The organism is Escherichia sp. KCJ4928 (assembly GCF_004352695.1).
In the GTDB taxonomy this organism is placed as follows: Bacteria; Pseudomonadota; Gammaproteobacteria; order Enterobacterales; family Enterobacteriaceae; genus ECMA0423.
In genome coordinates, this window is sequence record NZ_SJWV01000225.1 from 1 (window position 1) to 5,656 (window position 5,656).

Below are 5,656 nucleotides of genomic sequence, written 5' to 3' on the forward strand. Positions count from 1 at the left end.
ATATAATAAGGCCTGCTCCGGGCAATAAAGTTTTACTGGTATTGGACGATGCTACTAATCACAAGCTCTTAGGTGCCCGGGAGCGTAGCGGGAGAACAAAAACTAATGAGGTGCTAGTCAGATTACGTGATCATCTGAGCCGTTTTCCTGACTTTTATAATCTGGATGCAATAAAGGAGGGAACAGGGGAAACTGATTCGATAATTAAAGATCTTTAAGTTTATTAATCTATCCACAATAGAGGTAACTTATGAATGCTATTTTGAGTGTTCAGGGTGCTTCTGCGCCCGTCGAAAAGAAATCGTTTTTTTCTAAATTCACGCGTCTGAATATGCTTCGCCTGGTTCGTGCTGTGATCCCGGCTGCTGTGCTGATGATGTTCTTCCCTCAGATGGCCCTGGCTGCTGGCGGTCAGGACCTCATGCAGTCCGGGAATGACACCGTCAAAGCCACCTTTGGTAAGGACTCCAGTATTGTTAAATGGGTCGTTCTGGCTGAAGTGCTGGTCGGGGCGGTCATGTACATGATGACCAAAAACGTCAAGTTCCTGGCCGGTTTTGCCATCATATCTGTATTTATTGCTGTGGGTATGACCGTCGTTGGCCTCTGACAGGAAATAAAACGATGTCGGGAGACGAGAATAAAATTAAGAAATATCGTTTCCCGGAAACACTGACCAACCAGAGCCGCTGGTTTGGCCTGCCACTGGATGAACTGATCCCCGCAGCGATCTGTATTGGCTGGGGTATCGAAACATCGAAATATCTGTTCGGTATTGGTGCGGCGGTTCTGGTTTATTTCGGGATAAAAAAACTGAAAAAAGGGCGGGGCAGCTCCTGGTTACGGGATCTTATTTACTGGTATATGCCAACAGTCCTGCTGCGCGGTATTTTTCATAATGTTCCTGATTCGTGTTTCCGGCAGTGGATTAAATAGAACTGATACCTGGATTGTTATATGGAACACGGTGCCCGCTTAAGTACCAGTCGTGTACTGGCCATTGCTTTTATATTTATGTCCCTGCTCATTGTTCTCAGTCTGACTGTTAACGTGATTCAGGGGGTGAATAATTACCGCCTTCAGAATGAACAGCGTACAGCCGTGACACCGATGGGATTTAATATGCCCTTTGCGGTATCACAGAACAGTGCTGATGCCTCTTTTTTGCAGCAGATGGCGCTGGCGTTTATTGCCCTGCGCCTGAATGTCTCACCGGAAATCGTCGATGCTTCTCACCAGGCACTTCTGCAGTATATCCGTCCTGGCGCGCAGAATAAGATGAAAGTGATTCTGGCCGAAGAAGCAAAGCTCATCAAAAAAGATAACGTGAATTCTGCTTTTTTCCAGACCAGTGTTCGTGTCTGGCCACAATATGGTCGTGTGGAAATCCGTGGGATTCGGAAAACATGGATTGGTAACTCCGAACCTTTCACTGATATCAAACATTACATTCTTATTCTGAAACGGGAAAACGGGGTGACCTGGCTGGATAATTTCGGGGAAACAGACGATGAGAAAAAATAAGACAGTAATAATATCCGCCTGCCTGCTTTTTTCCGGCAGCGTGCTGGCAGGAAACGGCACACTGGCACCTACAGTGGTTCCGATGGTCAATGGCGGTCAGGCAAGTATTGCTATCAGTAATACCAGCCCGAATCTGTTTACCGTCCCCGGAGACCGGATTATCGCCGTGAACAGTCTGGATGGTGCGCTGACCAATAATGAGCAGACTGCATCCGGTGGTGTGGTGGTGGCCACCGTCAACAAAAAGCCTTTTACGTTCATTCTGGAAACAGAACGTGGTCTTAATCTTTCCATTCAGGCCGTTCCCCGTGAAGGAGCCGGGCGTACCATTCAGCTGGTCAGCGATTTGCGCGGAACAGGAGAAACTGCCGGTGCATGGGAAACATCCACGCCTTACGAATCCCTGCTGGTTTCCATCAGTCAGGCGGTCCGTGCCGGAAAAATGCCAGAAGGCTGGTATCAGATCCCCGTGACAAAGGAAACCCTGCAGGCCCCTGCCGGAATGTCCGCAAAAGCTGAAGCCGTATGGACGGGGAATCACCTGAAGATGGTGCGCTTTACCGTGGAAAATAAAACGCTGTCTGCGCTGAATATCCGGGAAAGTGACTTCTGGCAGCCGGGAACACGGGCGGTGATGTTCAGCCAGCCTGTCAGCCAGTTACTGGCCGCTGCCCGTATGGATGTGTACGTCATTCGTGACGGGGAGGGCAACTGATGGCCAGTATCAACACCATTGTGAAACGCAAGCAGTTCCTGTGGCTGGGGATTGTGATTGTCGGATCGGTATCAGCAATTGGTGGTGCGCTTTATCTGTCTGATATGGATATGTCCGGGAACACTGATGCCGTTGCAGGGCAGGAGCCTGTGCCGGATATGACCGGTGTTGTGGATACCACCTTTGATGACAAGGTGCGTCAGCATGCCACGACAGAGATGCAGGTGACGGCGGCACAGATGCAGAAGCAGTATGAGGAAATCCGTCGTGAGATGGATGTTCTGAACAAACAGCGTGGTGATGACCAGCGTCGCATTGAAAAGCTGGGGCAGGAGAATGCTGCGCTGGCAGAGCAGGTGAAAGCCCTGGGCGCGAATCCCGTTACAGTGACCGGAGAGCCAGTTCCACAGATGCCGGCATCCCCTCCCGGTCCGGAGGGGGAGCCTCAGCCCGGTAATGCGCCCGTTGCTTTTCCGCCGCAGGGGGCAGGTGCAGTGCCACCGCCCACCGCGTTCTATCCGGGCAACGGAGTCACGCCGCCGCCACAGGTGACGTACCAGTCTGTGCCGGTGCCGAACCGGATACAGCGTAAAACGTTCAGCTATGATGCTGGCACAAAGCAAGGTCCGTCCCTGCCGTACATTCCGTCAGGCAGTTTTGCGAAAGCCATTCTGATTGAAGGGGCGGATGCCAATGCCTCTGTCACCGGTAATGAATCCACGGTGCCGATGCAGTTGCGTATCACCGGTCTGGTGGAAATGCCGAACAGCAAAACCTATGACGCAACGGGATGCTTTGTTGGGCTGGAAGCCTGGGGGGATGTGTCCAGTGAGCGTGCCATCGTGCGTACCCGCAATATCAGTTGCCTGAAGGAGGGTAAAACCATCGATATGCCGGTTAAAGGGCATGTCAGCTTCCGGGGTAAAAACGGTATCAAGGGTGAAGTGGTGATGCGTAACGGCAAAATCCTCGGCTGGGCATGGGGCGCGGGATTTGTTGACGGTATCGGTCAGGGAATGGAGCGAGCTTCACAGCCAGCTGTCGGGCTGGGAGCCACTGCCGCTTACGGGGCCGGCGATGTCCTGAAAATGGGGATCGGTGGCGGTGCATCGAAAGCGGCACAGACACTCAGTGACTACTACATCAAACGCGCTGAGCAGTATCACCCGGTGATACCCATCGGGGCGGGTAATGAAGTGACCGTGGTGTTCCAGGACGGTTTCCAGCTGAAAACCGTGGAAGAGATGGCGCTGGAGCAGGCACAGGGGCAGGCGGAAGAGAGTAACCCGGGAAGTCCCGTGCCGAATCCGCCATCCGCAGAGAGTCACCTGAATGGTCTGAATACCGACCAGATGCTGAAGCAGCTGGGCGACCTGAATCCGCAGCAGTTTATGTCCGGTGGTCAGGAAGGGGGCAACGATGGCAAATAATACGTCGTCCCGTCAGGCGTGCCATGCCGCCCGGTATGTTGTCGCCCGGGTTCTGCGTGGAGTGTTCTGGTGTCTGAAATACACCGTCATTCTGCCACTGGCCACAATGGCCCTGATGGCGTTATTTGTTTTATGGAAGGACAACACCACGCCGGGGAAATTACTGGTTCAGGAGATTAACTTTGTAAGACAGACAGCCACTGCCGGGCAGTTTCCGGTCAGTGAATGCCGGTTTTCTTCCTCAGACCTTCCCGGAGCAGAAGAAAAAGAAATCTGCCATTACCGCAATGCTGGAGCCACAGAGTATGCCAGGGAGACTGACCGGTCACTGATGCAACTGGTCACCGCATTCTGGGCAACGCTGGCACTTATGTATATGTCGTTTGCGGCAGGCACCGGGAAATATCCGATGTGGCCCGGAAAAATGAAATGTGTCCGGGTGGGAACCGCAGATGAACGACTGAGGGAAGTACTTGCTGAAGATGCTTCCCTGCCGGGAAAAATCAGTAAATGCCCTGTTTATTTTCCTGATGACAGAACAAACAGAAATAACGGAGATAAAAATGAACATGCGTAATATTCATGTTATTACTGCCCGCTCTGTACCAGATAAAAGCGTATCAGATGATTTTATGCATGCTGTTCTCAGTAACTGCGCCACAAGAATCGTACTTCCTGCACCGAAGGAATTCAGTTCTGAATCATTGCCGCACAATTTTAATATGGCTGCTGTCGGTGTGATGAAGAAGGGTATGTCGATGAGCTTATTTTCTTCTCCGGGGCATATTGTGGTTGCCGGACAATCCGGTGGCGGAAAATCTGTTCCGGTGAAAGAACTAATCGACAGAATTATTCAGAAATATAAGGAACCCTTCGATGAATAAGCTGGTTTCTGATGGCAGCGTCAAAAAAATAAATTATCCGGTGCTGTATGAGTCCGGAATAACACCTCCGTTATGTGAAGTCAGTGCACCAGAACCTGATGCGGGTGGGAAACGCATTGTGGCATATGTTTATAAATCATCACGGAATACGGTTTTTGAAAATCCTGACATTGTAAAAACCTGTACGGTCAGGGATTTGAAGAATGATTTTGTGAACTGCGATGAGAAAGGTGAGGGACAATGAAACAGATTTCTTTATTTATTCCGCTGCTGGGGACGTTATTACTTTCCGGCTGTGCCGGAACGAACTCCGATTTTGAGTGTGATGCCACCACATCCGATACCTGTATGACGATGGAGCAGGCCAATGAGAAGGCCAAAAAACTGGAGCAGTCCTCAGAAGCAAAGCCGGTTGCGGCATCACTGCCGCGCCTGGCTGACGGGAACTTCCGGACAATGCCGGTGCAGACCGTCACTGCGACCACTCCGTCCGGCAGCAGACCTGCGGTGACGAAACTTCCGGAGCAGAAACTGCTGGCACCACGTCCGTTGTTTACCGCTGCCCGGGAAGTGAAAACGATTGTTCCGGTCAGTTCAGTTGCGCCGGTAACACCTCCCCGTCCGCTAAGAACGGGTGAGCAGACGGCAGCATTATGGATAGCGCCTTATATTGATAATCAGGATGTTTATCATCAGCCATCCAGCGTGTTTTTTGTTATTAAACCGTCTGCGTGGGGAAAACCACGCATTAATTAACTGGCCCTGAAGTTGTATATCAGTCGGCAATGCCGGCGGCCTTTCTGTATTCAAAATCTGCCTGTAAAACGAGTGCCCTGTGCGTGAAAAGGGATGGGCGGTAGCGTGTCAGAACATGTCGGGAGGAATATTCCGTGAGTGATGAAGTCGATGAAGCATATTCAGTGACAGAACAACTGACCATGACAGGAATAAACCGGATACGCCAGAAAATAAATGCTCATGGTATTCCTGTTTATCTCTGTGAGGCATGCGGAAATCCTATTCCGGAAGCCAGGAGGAAAATATTTCCCGGTGTGACGTTGTGCGTTGAATGTCAGGCGTTTCAGGAAAAACAGAGAAAACAC

General features: G+C 51.1%; 11 protein-coding genes. All 11 read left to right on the plus strand.

The window, feature by feature from the left end:
* The first annotated feature begins 2 nt into the window (after nt 1-2).
* Entirely contained in the window at nt 3-218 is a 216-nt protein-coding gene (gene traY / locus E0D98_RS20925) for a conjugal transfer relaxosome protein TraY (protein WP_032083173.1), read from the plus strand.
* Nucleotides 219-250: 32 nt separating this feature from the next.
* Nucleotides 251-610: a type IV conjugative transfer system pilin TraA gene (traA, locus tag E0D98_RS20930; RefSeq protein WP_000991521.1), complete on the plus strand. Its 360-nt coding sequence runs from the start codon at nt 251-253 to the stop codon at nt 608-610.
* Between the two features lie 14 nt (nt 611-624).
* Nucleotides 625-936 carry a type IV conjugative transfer system protein TraL gene (traL, locus tag E0D98_RS20935; protein WP_000012096.1) on the plus strand — a complete coding sequence of 104 codons (312 nt, stop codon included), beginning with the start codon at nt 625-627 and terminating at the stop codon, nt 934-936.
* A gap of 21 nt (nt 937-957) precedes the next feature.
* Entirely contained in the window at nt 958-1,524 is a 567-nt protein-coding gene (gene traE / locus E0D98_RS20940) for a type IV conjugative transfer system protein TraE (protein ID WP_000399759.1), read from the plus strand.
* On the plus strand, nt 1,511-2,239 hold the full coding sequence (gene traK / locus E0D98_RS20945) for a type-F conjugative transfer system secretin TraK (protein ID WP_001365587.1): 729 nt from the start codon (nt 1,511-1,513) through the stop codon (nt 2,237-2,239). The genes traE and traK overlap by 14 nt, the downstream gene beginning before the upstream one ends.
* Nucleotides 2,239-3,669 carry an F-type conjugal transfer pilus assembly protein TraB gene (gene traB / locus E0D98_RS20950; RefSeq protein WP_000146622.1) on the plus strand — a complete coding sequence of 477 codons (1,431 nt, stop codon included), beginning with the start codon at nt 2,239-2,241 and terminating at the stop codon, nt 3,667-3,669. Before traK ends, traB begins: the two co-directional genes overlap by 1 nt.
* Nucleotides 3,659-4,246, plus strand: coding sequence for a conjugal transfer pilus-stabilizing protein TraP (gene traP, locus E0D98_RS20955; protein WP_047081597.1), 588 nt, complete (start codon nt 3,659-3,661; stop codon nt 4,244-4,246). The genes traB and traP overlap by 11 nt, the downstream gene beginning before the upstream one ends.
* Nucleotides 4,233-4,553 (plus strand): conjugal transfer protein TrbD, encoded by a 321-nt coding sequence (locus E0D98_RS20960; protein WP_001057270.1) that lies wholly within the window; start codon nt 4,233-4,235, stop codon nt 4,551-4,553. The genes traP and E0D98_RS20960 overlap by 14 nt, the downstream gene beginning before the upstream one ends.
* Nucleotides 4,546-4,797, plus strand: coding sequence for a conjugal transfer protein TrbG (gene trbG, locus E0D98_RS20965; protein ID WP_001038341.1), 252 nt, complete (start codon nt 4,546-4,548; stop codon nt 4,795-4,797). The genes E0D98_RS20960 and trbG overlap by 8 nt, the downstream gene beginning before the upstream one ends.
* Nucleotides 4,794-5,309: a type IV conjugative transfer system lipoprotein TraV gene (traV, locus tag E0D98_RS20970; protein WP_000809868.1), complete on the plus strand. Its 516-nt coding sequence runs from the start codon at nt 4,794-4,796 to the stop codon at nt 5,307-5,309. Before trbG ends, traV begins: the two co-directional genes overlap by 4 nt.
* Before the next feature lie 134 nt (nt 5,310-5,443).
* Nucleotides 5,444-5,656: conjugal transfer protein TraR (gene traR / locus E0D98_RS20975; RefSeq protein ID WP_131890957.1), on the plus strand; the 213-nt coding region annotated here is incomplete at its 3' end.